General features: G+C 55.8%; 22 protein-coding genes, 1 other RNA gene and 2 pseudogenes. 18 read left to right on the top strand and 7 right to left on the bottom strand.

From position 1 onward, the window contains the following. Positions 1-47: 47 nt before the first annotated feature. From M655_RS17095 to M655_RS17085, 3 genes are all read left to right on the top strand, one after another. Positions 48-431 carry a LysM peptidoglycan-binding domain-containing protein gene (locus M655_RS17095; RefSeq protein WP_005832912.1) on the top strand — a complete coding sequence of 128 codons (384 nt, stop codon included), beginning with the start codon at positions 48-50 and terminating at the stop codon, positions 429-431. A 121-nt stretch (positions 432-552) separates the two neighbouring features. Next, complete coding sequence (locus M655_RS17090; protein WP_005832911.1) at positions 553-741, top strand: hypothetical protein; 189 nt, start codon at positions 553-555, stop codon at positions 739-741. Positions 742-1,004: 263 nt separating this feature from the next. Beyond that, positions 1,005-2,531, top strand: coding sequence for an MDR family MFS transporter (locus M655_RS17085; RefSeq protein WP_286085845.1), 1,527 nt, complete (start codon positions 1,005-1,007; stop codon positions 2,529-2,531). Between the two features lie 5 nt (positions 2,532-2,536). On the opposite strand, the gene M655_RS17080 is transcribed toward M655_RS17085, so the two are convergent. Beyond that, positions 2,537-2,791, bottom strand: a complete 255-nt coding sequence (locus M655_RS17080; RefSeq protein ID WP_026557020.1) for an alpha/beta-type small acid-soluble spore protein — start codon at positions 2,789-2,791, stop codon at positions 2,537-2,539. 30 nt (positions 2,792-2,821) lie between these two features. Further along, positions 2,822-3,937, bottom strand: a complete 1,116-nt coding sequence (gene yfkAB / locus M655_RS17075; RefSeq protein WP_005832907.1) for a radical SAM/CxCxxxxC motif protein YfkAB — start codon at positions 3,935-3,937, stop codon at positions 2,822-2,824. Between the two features lie 78 nt (positions 3,938-4,015). Here yfkAB and M655_RS17070 point away from each other — a divergent pair, with 78 nt between their 5' ends. Beyond that, the gene (locus M655_RS17070; RefSeq protein WP_026557021.1) at positions 4,016-4,696 is read left to right on the top strand and encodes a DUF1385 domain-containing protein; all 681 of its coding nucleotides are present in this window, start codon (positions 4,016-4,018) and stop codon (positions 4,694-4,696) included. A gap of 212 nt (positions 4,697-4,908) precedes the next feature. Beyond that, positions 4,909-5,454 (top strand): annotated as a pseudogene (locus tag M655_RS17065) (GNAT family N-acetyltransferase). Between the two features lie 45 nt (positions 5,455-5,499). Here the strand turns inward: M655_RS17065 and M655_RS17060 are convergent. Beyond that, positions 5,500-6,030, bottom strand: a complete 531-nt coding sequence (locus M655_RS17060; protein ID WP_007785089.1) for a gamma carbonic anhydrase — start codon at positions 6,028-6,030, stop codon at positions 5,500-5,502. Positions 6,031-6,043: 13 nt separating this feature from the next. Continuing rightward, complete coding sequence (locus M655_RS17055; RefSeq protein ID WP_025848379.1) at positions 6,044-6,352, bottom strand: HesB/IscA family protein; 309 nt, start codon at positions 6,350-6,352, stop codon at positions 6,044-6,046. Between the two features lie 135 nt (positions 6,353-6,487). On the opposite strand from M655_RS17055, the gene rnpB reads away from it, so the two are divergent. The 3 genes from rnpB (at position 6,488) to M655_RS17040 (ending at position 9,786) form a co-directional block, all read left to right on the top strand. Then, positions 6,488-6,877, top strand: an RNA gene (gene rnpB, locus M655_RS17050) — RNase P RNA component class B. A 225-nt stretch (positions 6,878-7,102) separates the two neighbouring features. Further along, complete coding sequence (locus tag M655_RS17045) at positions 7,103-9,145, top strand: molybdopterin-containing oxidoreductase family protein (RefSeq protein WP_026557022.1); 2,043 nt, start codon at positions 7,103-7,105, stop codon at positions 9,143-9,145. 47 nt (positions 9,146-9,192) lie between these two features. Beyond that, positions 9,193-9,786 (top strand): DL-endopeptidase inhibitor IseA family protein, encoded by a 594-nt coding sequence (locus tag M655_RS17040; RefSeq protein WP_235694761.1) that lies wholly within the window; start codon positions 9,193-9,195, stop codon positions 9,784-9,786. A 46-nt stretch (positions 9,787-9,832) separates the two neighbouring features. Here the strand turns inward: M655_RS17040 and asnB are convergent, their stop codons facing one another. After that, positions 9,833-11,680, bottom strand: coding sequence for an asparagine synthase (glutamine-hydrolyzing) (gene asnB / locus M655_RS17035; protein ID WP_007785093.1), 1,848 nt, complete (start codon positions 11,678-11,680; stop codon positions 9,833-9,835). A 133-nt stretch (positions 11,681-11,813) separates the two neighbouring features. On the opposite strand from asnB, the gene M655_RS17030 reads away from it, so the two are divergent. The 6 genes from M655_RS17030 (at position 11,814) to M655_RS17005 (ending at position 18,318) form a co-directional block, all read left to right on the top strand. Then, entirely contained in the window at positions 11,814-13,565 is a 1,752-nt protein-coding gene (locus M655_RS17030) for a LytS/YhcK type 5TM receptor domain-containing protein (RefSeq protein ID WP_025848389.1), read from the top strand. Continuing rightward, positions 13,565-14,293 carry a LytR/AlgR family response regulator transcription factor gene (locus tag M655_RS17025; protein WP_005832892.1) on the top strand — a complete coding sequence of 243 codons (729 nt, stop codon included), beginning with the start codon at positions 13,565-13,567 and terminating at the stop codon, positions 14,291-14,293. Before M655_RS17030 ends, M655_RS17025 begins: the two co-directional genes overlap by 1 nt. Before the next feature lie 140 nt (positions 14,294-14,433). Further along, positions 14,434-14,784, top strand: coding sequence for a DUF485 domain-containing protein (locus M655_RS17020; RefSeq protein WP_005832890.1), 351 nt, complete (start codon positions 14,434-14,436; stop codon positions 14,782-14,784). Further along, on the top strand, positions 14,781-16,307 hold the full coding sequence (locus M655_RS17015) for a solute symporter family protein (protein ID WP_005832888.1): 1,527 nt from the start codon (positions 14,781-14,783) through the stop codon (positions 16,305-16,307). Before M655_RS17020 ends, M655_RS17015 begins: the two co-directional genes overlap by 4 nt. A gap of 135 nt (positions 16,308-16,442) precedes the next feature. Beyond that, positions 16,443-17,960 (top strand): solute symporter family protein, encoded by a 1,518-nt coding sequence (locus M655_RS17010; RefSeq protein WP_206699488.1) that lies wholly within the window; start codon positions 16,443-16,445, stop codon positions 17,958-17,960. 46 nt (positions 17,961-18,006) lie between these two features. Next, positions 18,007-18,318, top strand: a complete 312-nt coding sequence (locus tag M655_RS17005) for a hypothetical protein (RefSeq protein WP_005832886.1) — start codon at positions 18,007-18,009, stop codon at positions 18,316-18,318. A 50-nt stretch (positions 18,319-18,368) separates the two neighbouring features. Here the strand turns inward: M655_RS17005 and M655_RS17000 are convergent, their stop codons facing one another. Together M655_RS17000 and M655_RS16995 are read right to left on the bottom strand one after the other, a co-directional pair. Further along, the gene (locus M655_RS17000; protein ID WP_035422680.1) at positions 18,369-18,608 is read right to left on the bottom strand and encodes a Ger(x)C family spore germination C-terminal domain-containing protein; all 240 of its coding nucleotides are present in this window, start codon (positions 18,606-18,608) and stop codon (positions 18,369-18,371) included. A gap of 12 nt (positions 18,609-18,620) precedes the next feature. After that, positions 18,621-19,274 carry a hypothetical protein gene (locus tag M655_RS16995; RefSeq protein ID WP_286085844.1) on the bottom strand — a complete coding sequence of 218 codons (654 nt, stop codon included), beginning with the start codon at positions 19,272-19,274 and terminating at the stop codon, positions 18,621-18,623. 215 nt (positions 19,275-19,489) lie between these two features. Between M655_RS16995 and M655_RS16990 the strand changes: the two are divergent. The 4 genes and pseudogenes from M655_RS16990 to M655_RS16975 form a co-directional block, all read left to right on the top strand. Beyond that, positions 19,490-21,627 (top strand): annotated as a pseudogene (locus M655_RS16990) (molybdopterin-dependent oxidoreductase); the annotation flags it as partial. A gap of 111 nt (positions 21,628-21,738) precedes the next feature. Beyond that, positions 21,739-22,233 (top strand): helical membrane plugin domain-containing protein, encoded by a 495-nt coding sequence (locus M655_RS28115; protein ID WP_309479501.1) that lies wholly within the window; start codon positions 21,739-21,741, stop codon positions 22,231-22,233. 151 nt (positions 22,234-22,384) lie between these two features. After that, positions 22,385-23,713, top strand: coding sequence for a cytochrome ubiquinol oxidase subunit I (locus tag M655_RS16980; protein WP_026557023.1), 1,329 nt, complete (start codon positions 22,385-22,387; stop codon positions 23,711-23,713). Continuing rightward, positions 23,710-24,723 (top strand): cytochrome d ubiquinol oxidase subunit II, encoded by a 1,014-nt coding sequence (locus M655_RS16975; RefSeq protein WP_007785108.1) that lies wholly within the window; start codon positions 23,710-23,712, stop codon positions 24,721-24,723. Before M655_RS16980 ends, M655_RS16975 begins: the two co-directional genes overlap by 4 nt. Positions 24,724-24,726 lie beyond the last annotated feature (3 nt).

Below are 24,726 nucleotides of genomic sequence, written 5' to 3'. Positions count from 1 at the left end.
GGGCATAGGCTAGTAACGAACAAGAAACGATAGAGGGAGTGAGCTTCGTGAACTATACAGTCCGTGCGGGAGATACCCTGAACAGTATTGCCGCTCGCTTTGGCGTGCCCGTTCAGGAATTGATCCGCGTAAACAATATCGCCTATCCGTATTACATTTACGTCGGTCAAAACCTGTACATCCCGGTCACTGCCACGCCTGCTCCGACGAGTGATGTGGAACGGAGATTGACGCGCGTGGAAAATCGCGTGGATGCGCTGCGCGACGACTACACCAAAGTCGATGATCGCGTGGATCGCCTGGAAACACGCGTCAACCGCCTGGAGGCGCGCGTGACCCGTCTGGAACGCCTCGTGCCCGGCCCGGTGCCGACGCCTGCGCCAACCCCGCCCCCTCGACCGCGCCCGACTGCGACTCCACGCCCGCGCTAAGCCATTGGACGTCCGGCCATCCTTCCTTTTTGCAAAGGGCTAATAATTTTCCCGCTACGCCATCGCCTCTTGGCCCCGAACTGCATAAGGTAGTACTAGAGGATTACGAGGAGGTGCGGCCATGCTAGGGTTTAACGGCAAAAACGTCAGACACCATTTCATGGGCGTCTATGGAAAAGTGGTGCAGATTCGCGAGCTGGTGGAAGTCATCGACCAAGTATTCGATTCCTTTCACAAAGTAAACAGCATCAGCAAGACGATGCTTGGGCCACGCAAGCCGAGTGCGAAAAATCTCGACAAACTCAGATGACGATCAGGCATGAAGCCGGACAACCAAAAAACCGCCTCCAGTCGTTGCTGGGGCGGTTTTTTATCTATAGGCAAGGCGTCCGAAAGCAATGGAAACCTGCAAGTTCTCAGGGGCAGACTCTATCATCAGAATAACCGATCGCAAAGAAAAAGTCTATTCATTTTTCGCGATTTCCCTTATATTTTTAAAGCTGTCAACGATGGTTTTACAAAAAAAGGGAGGGAACGAGATGAAGGAACAAAAAAAAGCGTCAGGTGAATCTGGTGACGGCAGGCTTGCTGCTTGGTCTGGTGTTGGCGTCGCTGGATCAGACGATCGTGGCCACGGCCATGCCGACGATTACAAAAGAATGGGCAGGATTGTCGCTCTACAGTTGGGTGTTTGCGATCTACATGCTCGCTTCGACGATCACGATGCCGATTTACGGAAAGCTCGCCGATTTGTTTGGCACGCGGATTGTCTATTTGAGCGGGTTGGCGCTGTTTTTGGCGGGGTCGCTCTTGTGCGGATGGTCAGGCTCGATGATGGAGCTGATTACCGCCCGGGGAGTGCAAGGCTTGGGGGCCGGGGCTTTGCTGCCGATTGCCTTTACGATTGTCGGCGAGCTGTACCCACCCGAGCAACGCGGAAAATTCCAGGGCTTGTTCGGAGCGGTGTTCGCTTTGGCGAGCATGGTCGGTCCGACGCTGGGAGGGATCATAGTGGAGAAGTGGGACTGGGGCTGGATTTTCTTTCTCAATCTGCCGATCGGCATTCCCGCCTTTCTGCTCATCGCACTGGCGTGGCGCGGGAAAACGATTCGCGACAAAAAGCCGCAGATTGACTGGTACGGAGCCATCAGCCTGAGCGCCGCTGTCCTTGCGATTTTGCTCGCCCTGGTGATCGGAGGGGAGCGGCATGACGCATGGGGCTCATGGCCGGTTCTCGGCTTGTTCGGTACGGGTCTGCTTTTGACGGGGCTGTTCATCTGGGTTGAAAGCAAGGCGAAGGAGCCGCTTTTGCCGCTCTCGCTGTTTCGGATTCCGGCCATCGGCTTCGGAAATATCGCAGGCTTTTTCGTGAGCGCAGCGCTATTTGGTGCCATTGCTTACATTCCGCTGTTCGTCCAGGGCGTGAGCGGAGCAAGTCCGGCGGAGGCGGGGTATATGCTGACACCGCTCATGCTGTCCGTGGCAGTGTCTTCTGCCATTGGCGGAAGGCTGCTGGCCAAAGCTTCGTTTCGCGCGATTCTGGTTCCGAGTCTGGTCTTGATAGCGATTGGCTTTTACCTTTTAGGCCAGCTTCAGGCAACCACGCCAAACAGCCAGCTTTTGGTTTCCATGATCGTGACGGGGCTTGGGATGGGAGCAGTCTTCCCGGCGCTCGGTACAGCAGCCCAAAGTGCGGTTCCGCCCGAGGCACGCGGCGTCGCCATGTCGACCTCGCAATTTTTTCGCTCGATTGGCGGGACGATGGGCATCAGCGTATTCGGAACGATTTTGGCGTGGCGCATGCAGGCGGGGATGAACGAGGTGAGCGGTATGGCAGACTCCACGCTGTCTGCTGAGCAGCTTGCCGCCCTTGCCGATCCGAAGCTTCTGCTGGACGAGCAGCTTCGCAGTGCGCTTGCGCCCGAGTCGCTCGCGGCCGTGCAGCACGTATTCAGCGAGGCTTTGCACGGCGTGTTTTTCTCCGGGATGCTACTGATTTTCATCAGCCTGGCTGCCAGCATGCTGTTGGGGAGGGCGCGATTGATCGAAAAAGAACCCCGCCGCTCGCTTTCAGCAAAAGACAGGGTTCCCAAGGCGTGAGGCCGTTACGATTTTTGATTCATGGCTTGCGCGGCCATCCGCACCATTTCCTTTACCATGCTGCCGCCCAGCCTGCCGCCGATCCGGCCTGCGTCGTGTGAGCTGAGCTGGCCGTTGTAGCCGCGCTGCAGCGGGACGTGAAGCTCGGAAGCCACTTCATACTTCGCCTGGTTCGGATCGGCGACATGGGCGACTTGCGCTTTCAAGGCATCGAGCCCTGCTCTGGCACCTGGGACGAGAGGACGTTTTCGTCTGCTCATGGATATCACCTCTCGCCTTAGCGTGCCCAACTAGACGAGTGCCTTGCGCAACGTGAAGTCCGTCTCCGGGTAGTAAGTGTTGGCAACGAGCAGGTTCGGCCCGGCACATTTGGCCGCGGGACAGAAGCAGTTGATCTTCTGGTTCAACGAATGGCGCTGCCAGGCGTCAAACATATGTTGAAGCTGAGCGTCCTGGATATTGCCGAGCGGCTCGACATCGCCGAAGTCGGTCACGATCACATCGCCCGTAAAAATGTTGATATTCAAGCGATTCCGACCATCCGGATCATTGCGGGTGGTCACATTTTTCGCTGTTCGCAGTCTTTGGATCAGCTCTCGGTCTGCCGGATCAGGGCTGCAGGCGAAAAAGGGGAGAGTCCCGAACAGCATCCACAAGTTTTCGTTGCGAATGTCGAGCATCCGGTGAATCGCCTGGCGCAGCTCATCCAAAGACAGCACGTTCAGGTCGCGGGCAAAGTCGCTGGCGTACATCGGGTGAACCTCGTGCCTGCGGCTGCCCATTTCCTGAATTTGCCGATGCAGTGTATCGAGCTTCGGCCACGTCCGATGATTGAGCATCGTCTCCGCGGAGACGAACACGCCTGCTGCAGCGAGCTTGCGGGAATTTTCCATGATGCGCTCAAACTGCGCTTCTGCCTGTTTGATTGAAACCGTTTGCCTTGCTTTTGCGTAAACAATATCATGAAATTCCTCTGGCGTAGACCAGTTCCAGGAAATGTGCATCACATCTATGTAAGGCAAAATCAGCTCGTAGCGGGAAAAAGGCATCGACATGTTCGAGTTGATCTGTGTGCGCAGTCCGCGGTCTGCTGCGTAGCGCAGGATCGGCAGGATGACTTCCTTTACAGTTCGTTCGCTGTACATCGGTTCCCCGCCTGTTATACTTAGCGTAAGCAAATCCTTGGCTTCGTCCAGACGGCGCAGGATCAGATCGACAGGCAGGGCGGGATCGTCTTTATATCGCAATGTATCGCCAACCGCGCAATGCTCGCAGCGGAGATTGCACAGATTCGTTACCGTAAACTCCACGCTGGTAAGCTTGTAAGCGGGCGGTGTCGCATTAAACAACGGCTCCCATGGATCGTGTATCGGTGTGATTGGTGTTGTTGGAACCATGCGGATCAATTGTGGAAACCTCCTTCATTCTGCGTACAACTCAACCTATTATAACGACATTAGAGCGGAAGGAGAATAGCTAACGGCATGATTATGGGGATGTCTTTTGGACGCGGTGTGCTTTTTCATGATCGAAACGTGCTTGCTTGTGCCGAAGTAAAAGACGGCGTCATCCATATGTGGGCGGAAAAAATTACGCTCAAGACGATCGGCAAGCTGTGGTATCGGATTTTTTTCTCCTTTCCCTGGTATTATCAGCTTTTTCATCTGCTGCTTGCCTGCTATGTGGTCGCAGCCCTGGTCAATCCGGCGTGGGTGGTTATAGATCCGCTGTGGGTAGCGGTTTACATCGGCGGCTTTCATTTTGTTTTTCCAAAAATGATGAAAAAGTTTCACGGTGCAGAACATAAAGTCTTCAGCTATACAGGCAAAAAATCGCTGGCGGCCTTGCCGCAAATCGCCAAAGCCGATATCGTCAACGAAGGCTGCTCGACCAATCTGGTCGTCTGGTTTTTCGTCGGATTTTTGCTCTCGGTCTGGTTTTTGCCGCTGGAGTGGAGCGTTGTCTGCGGCGTGGGCGGCCTGTTCGTCGGGATGTTTGGGGAGCGCTACGTGCGCAAATATTGCGGCGTGCTTTACAAGCTGTCCGCTTTTTTTCAGAAGCACTTCACGACAAAAGAGCCGGATCGCCTGCACCTGGAGACGGCGATTCGTTCCTATATGCTGTTTGAGCATATTCGTGAAGTGGAGCGGCAGCGCTCCGCCTGAACACGAGCGGGCGGGCAGGAAAAGAGCAGAGTGTCCTCTTAATGGATGGATACGCTGCTCTTTTATCTCCATGCCAGGAGTTGCCAAAACAATTGCGCCATTTCCTTTGTTTTGGTAAAATTTCCAATACTCGTTCGCTTGAGGGCTTTTTTGTGAAAAAATGGACGAGCGCAGCAGAGTTTATCAACTCCAAACAGAGAGGGAGGGGCAGCATGCGAATCGAAAAGCGCGATTTTACCGTCAATGGGCTGACTTACACGATCCGCTCCGCGACGGAACAGGACGCGGGCGAGCTGTCCGCGCTGCGGCTGCAAATCGACGGCGAGACGGAAAATCTGGACCGGGACAAAGGCGAAGACTACATCGACGAAGCCGGGTTCAGCGAGCTGATTCGCGCCGACTCCGCGAGCAGCCGCAACCTGTTTCTGGTGGCGGTGGCAGAGGGGCAGATCGTCGCGTTTTCGCGTTGCGCAGGCAGCCCGCTGAAAAGATTCGCGCACAAGGTGGAGTTTGGCGTAGGAGTCCTGCAAGCTTTTTGGGGATAGGGCATCGGAAAACATTTGTTGCAGGAATCAATCGCGTGGGCGGATCGAACTGGCGTGAAAAAAATGACGCTGCACGTCCTGGAAACGAATGAGAAAGCGATCCGGCTGTACGAGCGGCTTGGCTTTGAAGTGGAGGGCGTTTTGAAACAGGACAAACTGCTTTCCGACGGCAACTACTACAATACGATCGTGATGGGCAGATATCGCGACTAAAAAAGGTCGAGGGCACGGATGTCCTCGACCTTTCGTCTCTATGCTCTACCGTTCCAGCGGGCTTTCTTCCAGCTTGCGGTACATTTTTCCTTTGTCGACGTAAGACTGGCGGATGCGCACCAGCTCTTTGAAGTCTGCTTCGGTCAGCTCCCGCTTGATCTTCGCCGGGTTGCCGACTACGAGCGTGCGGGGCGGCACTTTCATGCCGGGCGGGACGAGTGCGCCAGCCGCGACCATCGCTTCCTCGCCGATCTCGGCGCGGTCCAGCACAATCGCGCCCATGCCGATCAAGGCGCCGCGGCGGACGATGCAACTGTGCAGGACGGCATTGTGTCCGACCGTTACTTCGTCTTCGAGAATCAACGGGTTGTTCGGGCTTTGGTGCAGCGTGCTGTTGTCTTGCACGCTCACTCGTTTGCCGATGATGGTCGGCGCGATGTCGCCGCGAATGACGGTGTTGTACCAAATGGAAGAATCCTCGCCGATTTCCACGTCTCCCGACACGACGGAGCCTTTGGCGAGGAAAACAGTTGGATGAATGTTGGGCTTGATGTTTTCGAACGAAAGCAGTAGCATAATAACCTCCTGGTCAGTGAGTATGCGGGCAATTTGCCTCTTGCGGCCGGGGATGGAGAATGGAAAAACGCCCCGTGACAGGATCGCAATCGATGACAGTCCCAAGGAGCTTGTCTACGTCTTGCGGCTGGTAAAAAAAGCGGACTTCGTTGATGACCTGGACCTGATCGTGCTTTTCCGCTTCGGTGATGGCAATGCTGTAGGTAAAGCTGCCGCAGCCTGTCGTTGTAGGAACGAGCCTGATCCCCAGCTTGTCTGCGTCACGCTCTTCCGCGATCATCAGGGCAAGGCGCGCTGCCGCCTGTGGGGTAATGGTTATCACGGTCAACCCTCCTTGTCGCTTCTTTCATTGTACTACAGGTTGGCAAAAGGATCGAATGGGAACGTTCCAGGTTCTGCTGGTTGACCGCACATGAGCTGTATGATAGAGTATGTAGTACTGATTCTGAAATGCAGGAAATGCGGGTAGCCGCTGCCGCAATCGTCTCGGCGATTGGCGGTAGAGGAAAGTCCAGGCTCGCCCAAGCTGAGATGCTTGGAGTGTTCGTACCTGGCGCAAGCCAGGGCAGTGAGGCGCAAGCCTCGCTGACGGCGTGGAAAGGGCTCTCTCTGAGGCCCGAGTACGCTGAAAGTGCCACAGAAACGTAGCTTTTCTGGCGACAGAAAAGATGGAACGCGGTAAACCCTGCGAGCGAGAAACCCAAATTTGGTAGGGGAACCGTCCTGAAGGAATCAAACGGAAGGGACGGATGGTATCTTCGGATGCCATAGATAGATGGCTACCGCTCTTGGTGCGAGGGATACGTCCCGCTTGCAGCACGGGAGAGACAGAACCTGGCTTATAGCATTTCCTGCTGGATAGGATAAGACAAAACCGCCTGATTTTCAGGCGGTTTTTTATATGGACCGACTCGCAAGTGCAGGCCGCGGCGTTTTCGGTAGCGAAAATGCTCACCACTCATGCTAAAATACATAGAAAAGTAATGTTACGCGATCTGGTTACATGGATTTAGAGCTTGTGGCAGCTTGCAGCGAACAACCAAAAAAAGCAAACGACGAAAGAGGGACTACCGTGACTTTTACGACAGAGGAAAATGGCGTATTTCCTGCCGTCTGCTCCCTGGATTGCCCGGATCAGTGCGGACTGTTGCTTCACAAGCAGGATGGCAAGTTGGTAAAAATCGAGGGCGATCCGAACCATCCGGTGACGAGAGGAAACATTTGCAACAAAGTGCGCAACATGGCGGCGCGCCTCTACGATCCGAAGCGGCTGGCCTATCCGCTCAAGCGAGTCGGGAAAAAAGGCCGCGGCGAGTTTGTCCGCATCACCTGGGAGGAAGCGATCGAAACGATTGCTTCGCGCTGGCGTACCTTGATTGATGCGGACGGCCCCGAGTCCATTTTGCCGTACAGCTTTTACGGAAATATGGGCCGGATCAATGTGGAAGGCATGGATCGGCGCTTTTTCCACCGCATGGGTGCGAGCATTCTCGACCGCACGATTTGCAACAGCGCAGGAGCGGTCGGCTACAACTTCACGATGGGCGGCGCTTTCGGGACCGACCCTGAGGACACGGTACACGCCAAGCTGTTCATCATGTGGGGCATCAACACGGTCAGCACGAACATGCACCAGGTCGTGCTTGCCGAGCAGGCGCGGAAAAACGGCGCGAAAATCGTCGTCATCGACGTCCATAAAAACCAGACAGGACGCTGGGCCGACTGGTTCATCCCGATTTTGCCCGGGACCGATACCGCCCTGGCGCTCGGACTTATGCACGTCCTGTTCGCAGAAAACTTGGTCGATTCCGCCTTTTTGCAAACGTACACGGTCGGCCACGAAGAGCTGAGGGAGCACGTAAAAGCGTACGACCCGGCTACCGTGTCCGCGATTACGGGCGTCCCGGTTGACGATATTTACAAGCTGGCGCGCTGGTACGGGCAGACGTCGCCAGCCTTTATCCGCATCGGCAACGGCATTCAGCATCACGACAACGGCGGCATGTGCGTGCGGACGATCGCCTGTCTGCCCGCGCTCACCGGACAGTGGCTCGTGCGGGGCGGGGGCGCGATCAAGGGCAACAAAGGATTTTTGGAGCACAACAAAAGCGCGTTGCAGCGGCCGGATTTGCTCGCCGACAAAAACACCCGCGTCATCAACATGAACGAGCTGGGCAAAGCGCTCCTGGAAGCGAATCCACCTGTGAAGTCGCTGTTTGTGTACACGAGCAACCCGGCGATTGTCGCTCCGGATGGCAACAAGGTCAGACAAGGGCTTGCGCGGGAAGATTTGTTCACCGTTGTCCACGATCTGTTTTTGACCGAGACGGCTCGCTATGCCGACATCGTGTTGCCCGCTACGTCCTCGTACGAAAACATGGACTTTTACACAAGCTACTGGCACCACTACATTCAGTTGCAAAAGCCGGTTCTCGCCCCGTATGGCGAGAGCAAGTCCAACACGGAACTGTTCCGCTTGCTCGCTGCTGCCATGGGCTACGACGAGCCTGCCTTCCGCGATTCCGACGAGGAGATGATTCGCCAGGCGCTGCAGGGGCACGGCAATCCGCATCTGGAAGGAATCGACTTCGAGACGCTCGCGGAACGAAACTTCATGAAGGCCAAGGTCGATTCGTACTTTGCCGGCCGCCTGGCAACTCCGAGCGGAAAAATCGAGCTGTACTCGCAGGCGATGGCAGACAGAGGCTATCCGGCCTTGCCGACATATACGCCGCTTCTGACGGACGACGCTTATCCGTACCGATTCATTCCCGGCCCGAACCATAACTTTTTGAACTCGACGTTTTCCAACAATGACAAGCACGTCAAGATGGAGAAAATTCCTCGCCTGCATATGAACAGCGCGGATGCGCTCGCCGCCGGGATTGCGGATGGGGACACGGTGCGCGTCTGGAATGAGCGGGGAGAATGCGAGCTGGTCGTATCCGTCGGCGAAAATGTTTTGCCGGGCGTGGTCGTCAGCCAAGGCTTGTGGGCAGATGCCCCGCAGGCCAAGCATTACGTGAACGCGCTCACCCCTGATCGGGTTGCCGACATGGGCGGCGGCGCGACCTTTTTCTCCGGGCGTGTGGACGTTGTGAAGCTCGCCAAATAAAAAGGGCGTACTAGCATAAGCCCTTCTCCATACGGTTTATGGAGGAGGTGAAATCGTTGGATGAATGGCGCATGTTCAAGCAGTTTATCAGCTCGGCCGAGCAAGTCTGGACACAGATCGCCACGTCGCCGCGAGGAAAGGTCGTCTACACCGTAAATGGCGTCGATTACACGCCCTTGCCCGACAAATACAACACGAAGCGGAAAATCTCCCGCATCTTTCGCAGGTATTGGGGCAAGCAACTGACAGAGGCGATGATTCGCAACCTCCGCCTGCGGATGCTAAAAGGAAAGCTGTGTATCCCGTATGGCGCGGTCCCGCCGTTTCCGAACACGGTACAGTCTGTACAAGTCAAAGCGAACTGCCCCAACCAGCGAGTGGTGGCAGCGATCCTCGTCGGGGGAGAAAAGAAGACGAGAGTGGATTACCGCTTGATCCGCGCGGGAGAAACCGATGCGTTTACGATCATGAAGCGGTCCGGCCGCGAAGGTGACGTGCGATACCGTCCGCCTGCCGCCGCTTTGAAGGCGACGCCGAAGCCGGCGCCGAAGCCGGTCTTGCACCCTGCAGCGAAGCCCGAGGCAAAGCAGGCCAAAAAGAAAAAGAGCAAAGGAAAGAAAAAGCTCCTCAAAACCCCATAACCATGGGGTCGAGGAGCTTTGCTTTTGCACGGTTGCCATCGTTACGCTACGCCTTGATCGTGACCTTGTATTCGCGCAGCCAGTAGTCTAGCTGGCCCAGGTAGGCGAAAAGCTGCGGCGTGCTCATGAGCTGACCGAAGAACGGTATGCTGGAAGCCTGGGCGTCCGACTCGGCAATTTTGCGAATGACGGGGACATCGACCAACCGCAGCAGCGGCGAGCTCGGGTCGTTCAAAGTATCAAGCAGCCAGGTGCGGACGGCTTCGGTGTAGGACGGGTTGTGCGTTTTCGGATACGGGCTTTTTTTGCGGTACAGCACTTCGTCGGGGAGAATGCCTTCCATCGCCTTGCGCAAAATCCCTTTTTCGCGATTGCCGTACGTTTTCATTTCCCAGGGGATATTCCAGACGTACTCGACGATCCGATGGTCGCAAAAAGGCACGCGCGCTTCCAGGCTGGCCGCCATACTCATCCGGTCCTTGCGATCGAGCAGCGTATTCATGAACCACGTAATATTGAGGTAAAACATTTCCCGGCGGCGTGCTTCCAGCGGGTCCTCACCCGGCAAGTGCGGCACTTCGTCGAGCGATTCCGCATAGCGCATCGCGACGTATTCCTCCGGTTTGACCCAGGCTCGCAGCTCGGGCGCAAGCCACGAGGCCCGTTCCTTCACCGCCCGCGACCAAGGGAAGGTCCCGGCGGTAAGCAGCTCCTCCCGGTGAAACCACGGGTAGCCGCCGAACACTTCATCTGCGCATTCGCCGGAGAGGACAACCGTCGTCTCTTTTTTGATCTCGCGGCAAAACAGGTAGAGCGAGGCGTCCACGTCCGCCATCCCTGGCAGGTCGCGGGCGAGCGTCGCTGTTTTCAAGGCATCGATCAGCTCAGCCGTATCAAATTCGATCGTATGGTGCGCGGTGCCCAAAAATTTGGAAACGAGCTGCACATACGGCGCATCCTCGTTCGGCTGAAAAGCGCTCGCTTTGAAATGCTTGTCGTTGTCTACATAGTCGATGGAGTAGCTGTGGAGCGTTCCGCGGCCTTCTTTTTTGAAATAGTCGGCGGCCACAGCCGTAATGACGCTGGAGTCAAGCCCGCCGGACAGGAGGGTCGCGACAGGGACGTCCGCTACCAACTGGCGCTGGATGGAATCGACGACGAGCTCTCTGACGCGCGCTGTCGTCGTGTCCAGGTCGTCGGTATGCGGACGGCTTTCCAACTGCCAGTATCGCTCCTGTTTGACCCGGTCGCGCGTGACGGTGAGGAAGCAGCCCGGACGTACTTCGTGCACGTTATGGAACACGCCATGGCCCGGCGTGCGCGCGGGGCTGATGCCAAACACTTCCGCGAGCCCTTCCCGCGACAGCTCCGGCCGTACATCGGGGTGGGCCAGCAGCGCTTTTAATTCGGAGGCGAGCAAAAACGAGCTGCCTCTCTGCGCGTAAAACAGCGGCTTGACACCCAGTCGGTCGCGTGCGACAAACAATTGCTGTGCCCGATCGTCCCAGATCGCAAAAGCGAAAATACCGTTCAGCTTGGAGAGGCAGTCCGTGCCCCATTCCAGATACGTGTGCAGCAGCACCTCCGTATCCGAATGGGACTGAAAAGTATGGCCGCAGGCGAGCAGCTCCTGCCGCAAGTCTTCCGTGTTGTACAGCTCCCCGTTGTAAATCATCGTGCAGGCATGTTCGCTTTTGAGAGCCGTCATCGGCTGTTGCCCGCCTGCCGGGTCTACCACGACGAGGCGACGATGACCGAGGGCGGCCCGCGGAGTCAGCCAAAACCCGTCGGCGTCAGGCCCGCGATCCGTGAGGCACCGGGTCATTTTTTGCAGTACCGGACGCTCCTGGGAAAGGTCCTTTTCCCAATCAATCCAACCTACGATTCCACACATGTTTCCATCACCCTTCCCATGAAGCATTGCACACTCAGCGTATGCAAAACGCCCAGCTTGATTGTCTGTCCAGCAGGGAATTCGAAATAAATGCGGAATTTATAGAAGATTTCAACATAAACAGGAGGAAGCCGTGGACAATCTCACGCTGCTGCTCATCGAACGGATGGGCATTCTCTTGACGCTCGGGTTTATCCTGACGCGGATTCCGCTGTTCCGGCAGCTTTTGGACCGGGAGCTGCACCTTGGAACCTCCATCGCTTTTTCGATGATGTTCGGCTTGTTCGGCATCGCGGGCACGTATGCGGGCGTGGTGGTGCACAAAGACGGGTACATCCCGGGCTTTTGGATTTTTTCGCTTGCAGGAGAGGAGATCGTTGCCAATTCCACGCTGGTCGGCGTCGTGATCGGAGGGCTTCTGGGCGGGCCGATGGTCGGGCTGGGAGCGGGGATTATTGCAGGCCTGCACTTGTATCAGTTGGGCGGTTTTGCCGCGGTTCCCATGGGCTTGTCCGTTCCGCTCACAGGGCTGTTGGCAGGTTATGTGGCGCGGTTTTTTTCGCAAGAACGGGTGATCTCGCCCTCCAAAGCGCTGTTTATCGGCATGTTTGCTCCCGTGATCCAGATGTCGCTGCTATTGATTATGTCAGGACCGCCGGAGCTGGTTCGCACGATGGTCAATGTCATTGGCATTCCGATGGTGCTTACGAACAGCATTTCGATTGCCATTTTTACGACGATGATTCGCGTCGCCTTGCAAGAAGAGGAGCGCTCCGCTGCGTTGGAGGCTGAGCGTGCGTTCACGATTGCTCAGCGTATTTTGCCGCAGTTGAAAATGGGGCTGACGCCGCAGACAGCGCAAGCAGCGGCGCTCGTGCTGCAACGCGAGGCGAAAGCGATCGCAGTAGCCGTGACGGACCGGGAGTGCGTACTGGCCCACGTCGGCGCCGGGGCCGACCATCACTTGCCCGGAGAAACGGTTCAGAGCGATCTGGAGCAGCGCGTGCTGGCCAGCGGCTCGATCGACAAGGGCGTGGGCCGGGAGATGCTCGGCTGCAAGCGCAAGCAATGCCAACTGCAAGCCGCCATACTCGTTCCGATCAAAGAAGGGGGAAGCGTCGTCGGCTTAATCAAGCTGTATTTTCGCCGTCCCCAGCAAATCGGCAAAGTTCAGGAGGCGCTGGCAAAAGGGCTTGGCAACCTCATCTCCAACCAGTTGACGCTGTCGCTCGCCGAGCAGATGAAAGGGCTGATGAAGGACGCGGAGCTGCGAATGCTGCAGGCGCAAATTCACCCGCACTTTTTGTTCAACACGCTCAATTCGATCGTGACCTTGATCCGGATCGACCCGCAGCTCGCCCGCCATATGACCATTCAGCTTAGCGTGTTCATGCGCTTCAATCTGAAGCTCACGTCGAGCACGCTGGTCACGGTCGGCCAGGAGTTGGAGCATCTGCACGCTTATTTGGAGATTATCCGCATCCGCTTTTCCGAGCAGTTCGCCGTGCATACGTCCGTTGATCCCGGCGTGGAAGACGCGCTCATGCCGCCCGGCACCTTGCAGCCGCTGATTGAAAACTGTATTCACCACGGCTTGCGCGACATGGGGGCAGGCGGGGAAATCAGCCTGCGCGTAAAGCGGCAAGGCCATGCCATCGTGTTTACGATCGAGGACAACGGCCGAGGATTCCCGGAGGAACTGCTTCCGCTCCTGGGCAAAATTCCGATGGAGCGCAAGGACGGAAACGGCATCGGGGTCCACAACGTCAACCAGCGGCTCATCAGTTTGCAAGGCCCGGATGCGCAACTGCATTTTGCCAACAGGCCAGAAGGCGGCAGTTCGATCACATTTGCGATTCCAATCAAAAAAGAGGTGAGTGCCTGATGCCGATTCGCATCATGATTGCAGAAGACGAACGACTTGCACGTGAAGAGTTGAGCTATTTGTTGCAACAGGAAGGGGATGTCGAGCTGCTTCCCTACGCGACCAACGGCCGGGAGTTGCTGGAAATGGTCGACGAGCACGAGCCGGACGTCGTTTTTCTCGATATGAAAATGCCGGAGCTGGAAGGGGCACAGGCCGCGAGAATGCTGGCCGCCCGCAAGCCGCAGCCGCTCATCGTCTTCTGTACGGCGTATGAGACGTTTGCCGTAGACGCCTTCAAGCTGAACGCCGTCGATTATTTGCTGAAGCCGACGGAGCCGAAGCGGCTGGTGGAAACGATGCAGCGCATCCGCGAGCGGCTGGTCAAGCCTAGGCAGGAGCCGGCTGCTCCCAAGCGCTCCAAGCTGATCGTGGAGGACAACAGCAGGCTGGTCGTGATCGATCCGGCCACGATCGTCTACGCTGTGCGAGAAGAGAGGCTCGTGCGCATCATTACCCAGACCGACACGTATTCCACGCGGATGACGCTGACCCAGCTCATGGAAAAGCTTGCCGGCTACGATTTTTTTCGCACGCACAAAAGCTACCTGGTCAACCTGCACTATGTGAGCGAGCTGGAGCCGTGGTTCAACGGCGCCTACAACCTGCTATTGAAAGGAGAGGCGAAGACGCGCATCCCGGTGTCCCGAACCTCGGCCAAAGATTTGCTGAGACGGCTCGAAGAATGAGGCGCTTGCAGATCGCGATGCAAAATCGGCCGTTGGCGCACGCCCCCAGACATCTTGCGCGAAAAGCCACACGAACAAAAACGGATTCCCTACAATAGAGGAAGCGCTTACATTTTTTGTTTGAAGAGGGGGAGGTTCCAATGAGCAAGCCGCTTTCGGTTCCAAAAACACAGGGCCAGAAGCAGGATAGCAGTGATTACACAGCGATCATCCAATCAGACACCTTCAAGGAGCTGTTGCGCAGCAAACGGGCGTTCATCCTGCCATCTTCCATTTTCTTCTTTGTCTTCTACTTTACTTTGCCGATCTTGACCTCCTATTTCACCGTGCTCAACCAGCCGGCGATTGGAGCGATTTCGTGGGCGTGGGTGTTCGCCTTTGCCCAATTCATCATGACCTGGGGCCTCTGTATTTTGTACACCAAACGGGCCGCGCGCTTTGACGAGCTGGTGGAGAAAATCAAGCGGGAGACAGGGGGCGGGGGCAAATGAATGTAACGGCATTTTTACTTTTTTTAGGAATTGTCGTGCTTACGCTGGTGATTACGTATTACGCTTCCAAGCGGACGAATACGACCAGCGAGTTTTACACCGCGGGCGGTGGGCTGACAGGGTGGCAAAACGGGCTGGCGATTGCGGGCGACTACATGTCTGCCGCTTCGTTTCTCGGGATTGCCGGAATGATTGCATTAAGCGGGTTTGACGGCTTTTTTTACAGCATCGGCTTTCTCGTCGCCTACCTCGTCGTGCTTTACTTGGTAGCGGAGCCTTTGCGCAACCTCGGCAAATACACGATGGCGGACATGATTGCTGCGCGTTTTGACAATAAGCAGGTACGTGGTGTGGCTGCACTGAACTCCATCGCCATTTCGATTTTTTACATGATCGCCCAGCTCGTAGGGGCGGGGGCGTTGATTAAGCTATTACTCGGGCTGGAGTACACGACCTCTGTTTTGATTGTAGGGGCGCTGATGACGGTCTACGTCGTGTTTGGCGGCATGACGGCAACCTCGTGGGTGCAAATTGTCAAAGCCGTGCTGCTCATGGTCGGCACGTTCATCATCTCGCTGATGGTCTTTGCCAAGTTTGATTTCAACCTGATGACGATGTTTGAACAGATGAAAACGGCGACGCCGCTCGGGGAGCAGTTCCTCAATCCGGGCAACAAGTTCAAGGTCGGGCTGGATACGATCTCGCTCAACCTGGCGCTGGTGCTCGGAACGGCCGGGCTGCCGCACATCCTGATTCGCTTCTTTACGGTAAAAGACGCGACGACTGCCCGCAAGTCCGTCGTCTACGCCACCTGGATTATCGGCCTCTTCTACATCATGACGATCTTCCTCGGCTTTGGCGCAGCGGCGTTTGTAGGAGCGGAAAACATGGATGCGGCCGGGAACATGGGCGCTCCGCTGCTCGCCCAGGCACTCGGCGGCAACTTCCTCTTTGCCTTTGTATCCGCCGTTGCTTTCGCGACGATTCTCGCCGTCGTGGCCGGATTGGTGCTGACCGCAGCCTCGGCGTTTGCCCACGATTTTTACGGCCACGTCATCCGCCAGGGCAAAGCGACGGAAAAAGAGCAAATGAAGATGGCGAAATGGGCTTCGGTAGGGGTTTCGGTCGTGTCCATCGCACTTGCGCTGTTTGCCCAAAATTTGAACGTGGCGTTTCTCGTCGCGCTTGCCTTCGCCGTTGCGGCCAGCGCCAACCTGCCCGTCATTTTGTTCACGATCTTCTGGAAACGGTTTAACACAACAGGGGCGGTCAGCGGCATGCTGGTCGGGCTGTTCAGTTCGCTGATTCTCGTGGCTTTGAGCCCCAACGTCTGGAATCCGGTTGCCGGAAAAGCGATTTTGGTCGGAGAAGCGTTGTTCCCGCTGCCGAATCCGGGAATCGTCTCCATCCCGCTCGGGTTTTTGGCCGCCTGGATCGGCACGCTGCTGTCCAGCTCGCGCAACGACGCGAAGTACGACGAAATTTTGGTGCGGGCGAACACAGGAATAAAGGACTCGGCGTAGAAGCAAATAACGCAAGGAAGCTCCTGCCAGGCAAAAAGGCTCAGGGTGATCCCTGGGCTTTTTCGTTTGGCGCGGGGAAAGGAGAGCGGGTCCGTGACGACGATCATTTTCTTTTTGGCTGTCATAATCGGGACGATGGCGATTACGTATTCGGCTGCCAAGCAGACGGGAACGACCAGAGATTTTTACGCCGCCGGCAACCGCCTGACGGGTCTGCAAAACGGCATTGCCATTGCGGGCGACTACATGAGCGCGGCTTCGTTTCTCGGCATCGCCGGGACGATTGCCATGTACGGCTTTGACGGCTTCGTGTACGCCATCGGTTTTTTTGTCTCCTATCTCATCATTTTGTTTCTGATCGCGGAGCCGTTGCACAACCTCGGGCGCTATACGCTCGCCGACGCGATTGCCGTCCGCTTCGACAGCTTGTGGCTGCGCGGGGTGGTCGCCTGTACGACGCTGTTGATTACGATTTTTTACATGATCGCGCAGCTCGTCGGGGCAGGGGCGCTCATCCACTATTTGCTCGGCGTCCACTACGATACGGCGGTCATGATCGTCGGCAGCCTGATGACGTTTTACGTCGTCTTCGGCGGGATGGTCGCGACCTCGTGGGTGCAGATTGTGAAGGCGATTTTGTTGCTGACGGGGACGCTCATCCTCAGTCTGATCGTCTTTTCGCGATTCGGCTGGAGCCTGTCGGAGATGTTTTCCCACGTCAGCACGATCACGCCGTTGCAGGAGCAATTTTTGCATCCGGGCAACCAGTTGAACGATCCGCTGGAGACGATCTCGCTGCATCTCGCCCTGATTCTCGGCACCGCCGGGCTGCCGCACATCATCTCCCGCCTGTTTACGGTCAAGGATGCGGTGACCACCCGTTCCTCGATCTACACGGCTACGTGGGTGATCGGCGCGTTTTATTTGCTGACGATTTTTCTCGGCTTTGGCGCAAGCGCCTTCGTCGGCTATGAGGCGCTGAAAAATGTCGGCTTTGGCGGCAATCTGACCGTGACGCTGCTCGCGGATGCGCTCGGCGGCGAATTTTTGATGGCCTACATCGCTGCAGTCGCCTTTGCCACGATTTTGGCCGTGGTGACCGGGCTGGTGCTGTCCGCCTCGTCCGCTTTTGCCCATGACGTCTACAGCCATCTGATCCGGCGGGGGCTGGCGTCGGAAAAAGAACAGGTCGCGATGGCCAAATGCTCGTCGGTTGCCGTCGGATTCGCTTCCATCTGGCTGGCGATCGGCGCGGAAAAGATGAACGTCGCGATTCTCGTCGGTCTGACCTTTGCCGTCGCCGCCTCGGCCAATTTGCCGCTCTTGTTGTTTACGCTGTACTGGCGCCGCTTTACCGTGCGCGGGGCGATTTGCGGCGTGTTGACGGGGCTGATCGCGTCCGTCGTACTCGTCGTGGCCGGACCGACCGTGATGAATCCACAGACCGGCTTCATTTTGGCCGAGCCGATTTTTCCACTGACCAACCCCGGCTTGATTTCGATTCCGCTCGGGTTTTTGGGCGCTGTGCTCGGCACGCTGCTCGATTCCCGCAAGCCTGACGCTGAAGCGCACTACGACCGCGTGCTGCTCCAGGCATTGACGGGCATCCGCACTTCGCAGGCGCGGACAGCACGCCAAGCGGATTCTGCATAAAAATTTGTTCCTGTTCCACCCTATAGGGGGAAGGAGGAGAGACAATTTGGGCCAGAAAAAGGAAGCAGATGTCGTTTCCACCGATCAGCCCGACGTGTACGAGCGGGCGCGAATCGCGTTGAACGAGTTGATCGCAGAATTGTGTGATGCCTTGGGCGAGGACGACACCGAATCGTTCAAGCGAAAAGGCTACGAGATGATCGGGCACTATTTTCGCCAACCCGTCAATACGGGCGATCTGACCTTGATCGTCGCCTCGGTGCTTTCCGACATTTTGTACAAGCTGGAGATGACCCAGCAAGGCGATGACGTCTCCATGGTGCGCGACGAGTACAGCGTCATGAAAAAAGAAGAGTAGAAACTGGCGACCCCGTGCAGAGGGTCGTTTTGTCTTTGTGGGCGGCTGTGTCATTTGATTCCGCCCGATCCGACGAGGTCGATGTTCACCTTGATTTGCCAGTCGAGCCGGGGATAGATCGCTTTCCATCTCTCCCAGTCTTTTTCCCGCTCGTAGTGGGTAGCCCGATAGCGCAAGCCAAACCCGATCGGATCGACGCCAAGCGTCTGCAGCTTTCGCAGCACGTGGTGATAGCGCTTTGTCCCTTCGCTGAGCCAGCTTCCGACGATTACGGTCCCGATCCCGAACAAGGCGCCATGTAATCATGGCGAATAAATAGGAAATGCAAAAAACGCGGTAAACAGGATACTGAACCCGATACAGGAGATCGTCCAGCGGTGCTTGAGTATTTGGACACCGGAAAACGCGCGGTTGAAAATCGACAGGCTGATGTATCCCGTCACCGCATACGTCGAGACGGCGAGGCTTTTCCAACTGGGAAAAATCCACGTGTAATCAATCATCGCCCTTACTTCGTCGAAGTTCATGTTTGGGTTCGTGTACGCCTTGACAATTGAAAACAGCAGGAGCGGCACGTTCAAAATCAGAATCAGCTCCGTGCTGTACAGCACCGTTTTCGAAGCTTGCAAGGCGCCGAAGCTCGCTACCGCAACAAATAGAATCAACAGTACGTACACCGGAGTCTCCGGGCTTAAATAGCGGGACACGATGAAGGCGTAGTTAATCAATACGAGCGCTCCCGATATAAACGACGCGCTGCCCAGAAGCAGCAGCGCCGGAATCGCAATGGCCCTGGGCAACGCGTGCCGCAAGATTTCCGGCAACCATTGGCCGCGAAACGTCAGCATCGTGCTGGTAAAGATGTACATGAGGATGTCCCCGATGATCGGGCCGAGTGCCAACGATAAAATCGCGCCGTCATACCGCTCTCTATACGCGATTCTCCGGCACGACACCCAGGGCAAACACCCTGGGTTTTTTGTTGCCAACGTGAGCAGGCGGAATGTAAAGCTGCAGCTCGTGCGCCCGGACAGCGTCTGCGTAAAAATGTATAATCCCCCAGCGTTACGACAGAATAACTTCAGAATAGAAAGGGTACAGGCATTTTATTTACCTTTGTTTGCTTTGCGTACATACCAGGATGTTCTTTATTTTGTGGAGGGATGGCAAAATGGACGAGCGATCGTACACGATTCAAATCAACGACGAAACGTACCCCGCCGTGCAAGGGCAAACGATTTTGGATGTGGCAGAATCCCATGATTGTTATATTCCTCATATCTGCAAACATCCCAATCTGATGCCGATTCAGACGTGCGATACATGTATGGTGGAAGTGAACGTCCAGTTGGTTCGCTCCTGTGCAACGGGGAGCGAGCCGGGAATGATCGTCAACACAAAGTCGGAGCTGGCCAAAGAAGCGCAGTTGGAGGCGATGTCGCGCATTTTGCGCAATCACCAGTTGTACTGTACGGTTTGTGACAACAACAACGGAAACTGCGTCGTCCACAACACCGCCGAGTACCTGGAAATTGAGCATCAAAAATACGAGTTCAAGCCGAAGCCGTATCCCCCCGATCTATCCCATCCGATGTACCGCTACGAACCCGATCAATGCATCCTGTGCGGCCGCTGTGTGGAAGCATGCCATGATCTGCAAGTCAGTGAAGTGCTTTCCATCGACTGGAACCGCGAAAATCCGCGCGTAATCTGGGACAACGATGTGCCGATCGACCAGTCTTCCTGTGTTTCCTGTGGGCATTGTGTCACCGTATGCCCATGCAACGCGTTAATGGAAAAATCCATGCTCGGCGAAGCCGGGTATATGACAGGGATTCCCGCCGATGTGCTGGAGCCGATGATTAACATCACCAAAGAAGTGGAACCTGGCTACAAAGAAATTTTTGCCGTATCCGAAATCGAGGCCAGCATGCGCAAAACCCGGATTAAGCGGACCAAAACGGTCTGTACGTATTGCGGGGTAGGCTGCAGCTTCGAGGTATGGACGAAAGGCCGCAAAATCTTGAAAATCGAGCCGCAGCCAGAAGCGCCCGTAAACGGCATCTCCACCTGTGTCAAAGGGAAATGGGGCTGGGATTTCGTCAACAGCGAAGAACGCTTGACCAGGCCGTTGATTCGCAAAGGCGACAAATTCGTCGAAGCGAGCTGGGAAGAAGCGCTTGGGTTTATCAGCAAGAAACTGAACGAACTGAAAGAAAAGTACGGGCCAGATTCGATCGGCTTCATCGCTTCCTCCAAATGCACCAATGAAGAAAATTACATTTTCCAGAAGTTCGCCCGCTCTGTCATCCAGACGAACAACGTCGACAACTGCTCCCGCTATTGCCAGTCGCCTGCTTCCATGGCGTTGATGCGGACGGTTGGCTACTCCGGCGACTCGGGAACGATTCAGGACATCGCCAGCGCCGGCCTGGTCATCGTGGTCGGGGCCAATCCGGCGGAATCCCACCCGGTGCTGACGACCCGGATCAAGCGAGCGCACAAGCTGTTTGGGCAAAAGCTCGCGGTTGTCGATCTGCGGAAAAACGAATTGGCGCAAAAAGCGAATTTGCATCTGCATCCGAAGCCGGGAACCGATCTGGTCTGGATTTCCGCGATTACGAAATACATCATCGACCAGAGCTGGGAAGCAAAAGAATTTATTCAAGCAAGGGTAAACGGCTACGAAGAGTTCGTCCAATCGCTGCAAAAGTTCACCCTCGAATATGCCGAAGAAGTGACCGGGTTCACAAAAGAAGAGCAGATAAAGCTGGCGACGATGATTCACGAAGCCGACGGCACGTGCATCCTGTGGGCGAGTTTGCCGACGTGGTGCTGCCCGCATCGCCGAGTCTGGAAAAAGACGGGACGTTCGTCAACACGGAACGGCGGATTCAGCGGCTGCACAAAGTGTTTGAGCCGTTGGGCGAATCCAGGCCGGACTGGATGATTATTCGCGATCTGGACAACACGATGGGCGCAAACGGGAACTACACGCACCCAAGTGAAATCATGGTGGAAGCAGCCAGCCTCGCTCCGATGTTTGCCGGAGTCAGCTACGAGCGGCTGGAAGGCTGGAACAGCCAGCTATGGCCAGTGAAGCCTGACGGGGAGGATACGCCGTTGCTCTTTACCGAGCGGTTCCCGTTCCCGGATGGAAAGGTACGACTGATTCAGGTTGACTGGCTGCCGCCGATGTTCGAGCTGACGAAGGACTTCGACTTGCATCTGAACAACGGCCGCCTGCTGGAGCATTTCCATGAAGGAAACATGACGTATAAAGCGACGGGAATTACCCACAAGGTTCCGAATCCGTGGCTGGAGGTTTCGCCGGAGCTGGCCGAAGAACGAGACATCAAGGACGGAAGCGTGACGACTGGATTTCCATCCCCGATTTACTCGGAACAGGAGGGCAAGCCGATGGCCAAAGCGATTACAAACATTGAACGGTACATTCCCACGCCGGAGGAAGAAAAGCAAAAGGCGATCCAGCAGGTGCTGGATGCGGTGAGCGAAAACCACCAGGCGCTGATTACGTTGCTCGATATCGTGAAGGAATTGCAGGAGATTGGCGTCTTGGACATCGTCCAGGGAGCGCTGAAAAATCGGCATGACATCGGGGTTATCGCCGTGTCCCAGCTCAACCAGCCCGGCATGCACCGGATCATGAAAAACGGGATGAACGCGCTGCAGTTTTTGGGCAAGCTGGAGCCTGGCAAGCTGCAAAACATCTTGAACGCCGTCGATCATGGAATCGTGCGGTTAACGGACACGAAAAGCGAGAAACCGATGGGCCTGATGGGAATGGGCAGGGCGATGATGGAGCCGAACGTCACCCTCGCGCTTGGCTCCATGATTAACTTTTTGCGCGGAATGGGCGAAGGCATGCAGGAAGCCGAGAAGCACGTTCATTGACCGCGACAGCAAGGAGGCGCGAGAATGCATACAGACAAAATCCCCGTGCAGGGAATGAAGGATGAAAACGACGCGGAAAAAGTGAGCGGTGCTGCCGGGTTCCACCGGGAGACGAGCAGGGACGACCGAATGCTGCCAAGGAGGAAAGCGGATGGATTTGGCGTTGCAAAGCAGAATTTTATTCGGACTTACGTTAGGGTTTCACATCATCTATGCCACCATCGGAGTGGGAATGCCGTTGTTGCTGTTACTGGCTGAAACGATGGGGATTGTGAAAAAAGACCAGCAGTACAGGCTTTTGGCGCGCAGGCTGGCCAAAGGGTATTCGATCACGGTTGCGGTTGGCGTCGTGACGGGGACGATCATCGGCCTGCAATTGTCCCTTCTGTTTCCGGGGTTTATGAAAATCGCGGGGCAAGTGATTTCTCTGCCGCTATTTATGGAGACGTTTGCCTTTTTCTTTGAAGCGATTTTTTTAGGGATTTACCTGTACACGTGGAGCCGGTTTAAAAAGCCGCTCTTTCATTTGCTCGTCTTGATTCCGGTCGCGATTGGCTCTGGCCTGTCCGCCTTTTTCATAACGACGGTAAATGCGTTCATGAATACGCCACAAGGGTTTACGATCGAAAACGGAGCGATTGCGAACATCGAGCCGTTAAAAGCGATGTTCAACCCGGCGACGCCGACCAAGGTAGCGCACGTACTCACGTCTGCGTACATGACAACGGCTTTCGTGATCGCCGCCATTGCGGCCTGGTTTATTTTGCGGGGCCACCGCAACGAGTACTATAAAAAGGCGTTGCGACTGAGCATGATGGTAGGACTGATTTTTGCAGTGGCGACGGCCGTGGTGGGCGATCTGTCGGGCAAGTTTCTCGCTGCCTACCAGCCGGAAAAACTGGCTGCGGCGGAATGGCATTTCGAGACGAAAACGCACGCTGACCTTCTGGTAGGGGGAACCTTGGACAGAACGACGAACGAGGTGAACTACGCCCTCCGATTGCCAAGCATGCTCTCCTTTTTGGCAACCGACAGCTTTCAGGGAGAGGTCACGGGCTTAAACGACATTCCGAAAGAAAACTGGCCTCCCTTAATCATTCATTACTGGTTCGACCTGATGGTAGGGATTGGAAGCTTCATGATTGTGCTTTCCTGTATCTTTGTCGCTTGCCGGATCTGGAAGCCGCAACTGGAATGGAACCGCTGGCTGCTCGGCCTGATCGTGCTCGGAGGCCCGTTGTCGATGCTTGCGATCGAATTTGGCTGGATTTTTGCTGAAGTAGGGCGGCAGCCGTGGATTTTGCGCGGGTATATGACCGTGGCAGAGGCGGCGACAACATCGCCAGACGTCGGGGCGATGCTTGTCCTGTTTAGTGTGATTTACGCTCTATTAGGCATATTGACCGTGTATGTGCTGGTTCGAATGGCGCGCAGAAATCCGGTGGAGCCGCTACTGGATGCGAGGAGTGAGCAGACGTGACGACGGAAGGGCTTGGAATCTCCATCCTCTGGCTGTTTTTGTACGGCTATATCATCGTCGCTTCGATTGACTTCGGGGCGGGCTTTTTCTCCTACTACGGAAGGATCACAGGCAAAGGAGAAATCATCAACAAAGTGATTACCCGCTATTTGTCGCCGGTCTGGGAAGTGACCAACGTCTTTCTCGTGTTCTTTTTCGTCGGCATCGTCGGCTTTTTTCCGGAGACAGGCTATTTCTACGGGACAGCGCTGCTCGTCCCGGCGAGCGTCGCCCTGGTCTTGCTGGCGATTCGCGGCTCTTTTTACGCCTTCAGCAAATACGGCAATCCGAGCAGCCACCTGTACCATTTTTTGTACGCGGCAACAGGCGTCCTGATCCCGGCTTCCTTTTCCACCGTCCTGACGATATCGGAAGGGGGATTTATCGAAATGGACGGCGGCGTCCCGCATTTTTTGCCCGGCAACCTTTTTTACAGCCCGTATTCCTGGGCCGTTGTGTTTTTGGCTCTCGTGAGTGTGCTGTTTATCAGCGCAAGCTTTTTGACCTATTACGCGAATCGGGCGGAGGACGCGCAGGCAGAGGGCGTGCTGCGGCAATGGGCGCTGTTTAACAGCTTGCCGACGATTTTTGCGTCTTTGCTCGTCTTTATGGCCTTGTGGAAGCATAATCCTGAGCATTTTTCTTCGCTCATGGACCATAGCATCTGGTTTATTTTGTCGTTTGGCTTCTTCTTGAATGCGCTGCGCTTATTGATCGTCAAAAGGGCATACGGCTGGATGTTCATTTCCGTCATGCTGCAATTTTTCACGGCGTTCTGGGGGTACGGAAAGTCCCATTTGCCGTATTTGCTCTACCCGTACGTCTCCTTTCATACGAGCGTCACGAATCCGACGATGGCCAAGTTTTTGGTCGCGGCTTTCATCGGCGGGATGGTGTTGCTCATTCCGTCGCTGTTTTTGCTGATGCGGCTGTTCATTTTTAACGCAAGATATGTGAAAGGCAAGGTGTGAGCA

The organism is Brevibacillus sp. NSP2.1 (assembly GCF_000470975.2).
Taxonomy (GTDB): Bacteria; Bacillota; Bacilli; order Brevibacillales; family Brevibacillaceae; genus Brevibacillus; species Brevibacillus agri.
The sequence above is the reverse complement of the archived record's forward strand: the minus strand, read 5'-3'. Positions and strand labels throughout refer to the sequence as shown.

Coding starts and splice junctions, on each gene's coding strand:
- M655_RS17090 (WP_005832911.1), top strand. CDS start 553: ATGCTAGGGTTTAACGGCAAAAACGTCAGACACCATTTCATGGGCGTC.
- M655_RS17080 (WP_026557020.1), bottom strand. CDS start 2,791: ATGAGCAGACGAAAACGTCCTCTCGTCCCAGGTGCCAGAGCAGGGCTC.
- M655_RS17070 (WP_026557021.1), top strand. CDS start 4,016: ATGATTATGGGGATGTCTTTTGGACGCGGTGTGCTTTTTCATGATCGA.
- M655_RS17060 (WP_007785089.1), bottom strand. CDS start 6,030: ATGCTACTGCTTTCGTTCGAAAACATCAAGCCCAACATTCATCCAACT.
- asnB (WP_007785093.1), bottom strand. CDS start 11,680: ATGTGTGGAATCGTAGGTTGGATTGATTGGGAAAAGGACCTTTCCCAG.
- M655_RS17025 (WP_005832892.1), top strand. CDS start 13,565: ATGCCGATTCGCATCATGATTGCAGAAGACGAACGACTTGCACGTGAA.
- M655_RS17020 (WP_005832890.1), top strand. CDS start 14,434: ATGAGCAAGCCGCTTTCGGTTCCAAAAACACAGGGCCAGAAGCAGGAT.
- M655_RS17015 (WP_005832888.1), top strand. CDS start 14,781: ATGAATGTAACGGCATTTTTACTTTTTTTAGGAATTGTCGTGCTTACG.
- M655_RS17010 (WP_206699488.1), top strand. CDS start 16,443: ATGGCGATTACGTATTCGGCTGCCAAGCAGACGGGAACGACCAGAGAT.
- M655_RS28115 (WP_309479501.1), top strand. CDS start 21,739: ATGGCCAAAGCGATTACAAACATTGAACGGTACATTCCCACGCCGGAG.
- M655_RS16980 (WP_026557023.1), top strand. CDS start 22,385: ATGGATTTGGCGTTGCAAAGCAGAATTTTATTCGGACTTACGTTAGGG.